We start from the raw sequence: 1,686 nt of genomic DNA on the forward strand, positions 1-1,686 counted from the left end.
ATTTTTCCACATTTTGGTATTCATCTAAATTAAACCATTTAGCATCTTGATATCTCTTAAACCAAGTTATTTGACGCTTTGCATATCTTCTAGAATCCCTTTTGATTATTTCTACAGCTTCTTCGTAAGTATACTCGCCGTCTAAATATTTTATCATTTCTTTGTAGCCTATTCCCTGCATAGAGATCATGTCTTTTTTGTAGCCCATTTTTAGTAAGCTTTTTATTTCGTCTAAAAGTCCATTTTCTAGCATTATATCGACTCTTCTGTTTATTCTGTCGTATAGGACCTCTCTATCTCTATTTAAAATTATTATTATAGGCTTGTATTTTTCATTGTACTTTAAGTCTTTAGAAAAATCACTCATCTTTTGTCCACTTAGACATACTTCTATCGCTCTTATTACTCTTTTAGTGTTGTTTTTGTGAATTCTGCTCGCTGCTTCTTCGTCTAGAGATTTTAATTTTTCGTGCATGTAGTCTATGCCGTTTTCTTTTAATTCTGCCTCTAGCTTTTCTCTTATCTCGCTGTTTGCATTTGATTTTGCAAAGTCCATATCGTATATAAGTGAATTTAGGTATAAGCCTGTTCCACCTGTGACGATTATATTTTTGCCTTTTGCGTGTATTTCATCTATATACTTTTCGCTTCTAGATTGAAATTCTGATACTGAAAAAGGAACATCTGGAGTAACTTCATCTATCATATAGTGAACTACTCCATCCATTTCTTCCTCTGTAACCTTTGCGCTACCTATATCCATGTATTTATATATCTGCATAGAATCTGCTGATATTATTTCAGCGTCTAGTGATTTTGCCAATTTAATTGATAAATCTGTCTTACCGACTGCAGTTGGCCCCGTAAGTATTATAAGTGGTATTTTCTTCATATATTCCTTCCTCAATTCTCGTATTACTTTGTATATTACATAATTCTCTTGAACATCTTTTCTATTTCTTTTTTAGATATCTCTACTATAGATGGTCTACCGTGTGGGCATGTAAATGGATTTTCACATTTTTCCATCTTTGAAAGTAGGGAGTCTATTTCTTCAAAGTGAATTTTGTCGTTAGCCTTTATGGCTGCTCTACATGCCATAGATGCTATCTTGTCTAGCTTCAAATCGTAGCTGCTCTCTAGGTCTCCTATATTGTCGATTATCTGAAATACGAACTTCTCTGACTGAGCTGCTCCAAAAATATTAGGCACACCTCTGACCATAATATGATTATTTCCAAATATCTCGATTTCAAAACCAAATTTCATAAATAAATTTAAGTTTTTTTCGACATCTAACATGTCTACACTCGATAGCTCTAGCACTATTGGATCTAGTAGCATCTGCATATCTATATTTTGATTTTTGAATTTATTCATATACTGCTCGTATAGTATTTTTTCGTGGGCAGCGTGTTGGTCTAGTAGGTACATAGAAGTCCCTTTTTCTAGAACTATGTAGGTATTTAAAACTGTACCTATTACCTTGTAATCGCTAGCTCTAAAGCTAGTGCTTTGTGAGTTATCTAGTATTTTTTCTAGAGTATCGTCTTCTACAGGCGCAGGAGGTTTTTCTTCTGTATTTGTCTGTTCAAATGTTAAATTCTCCACGTTGTAGTTTTTCTCTTCAACATATCCCTTGTCGCTGTAATAATCATTTTTTTCTTGCTCATTTTGTTCTAAAGC

1 protein-coding gene and 1 pseudogene are annotated in these 1,686 nt (G+C 33.5%); both read right to left on the reverse strand.

Annotation, left to right across the window (positions count from 1 at the left end):
* On the reverse strand, positions 1-892 hold an 892-nt coding region (gene miaA / locus ACI3VO_RS01795), incomplete at its 3' end, for a tRNA (adenosine(37)-N6)-dimethylallyltransferase MiaA (RefSeq protein ID WP_439756264.1).
* Positions 893-927: 35 nt separating this feature from the next.
* Positions 928-1,686, reverse strand: a pseudogene (locus ACI3VO_RS01800) (DNA mismatch repair endonuclease MutL); the annotation flags it as partial.

The sequence above is a fragment of the Intestinibacter sp. genome, from assembly GCF_051866655.1.
GTDB lineage: Bacteria > Bacillota > Clostridia > Peptostreptococcales > Peptostreptococcaceae > Intestinibacter.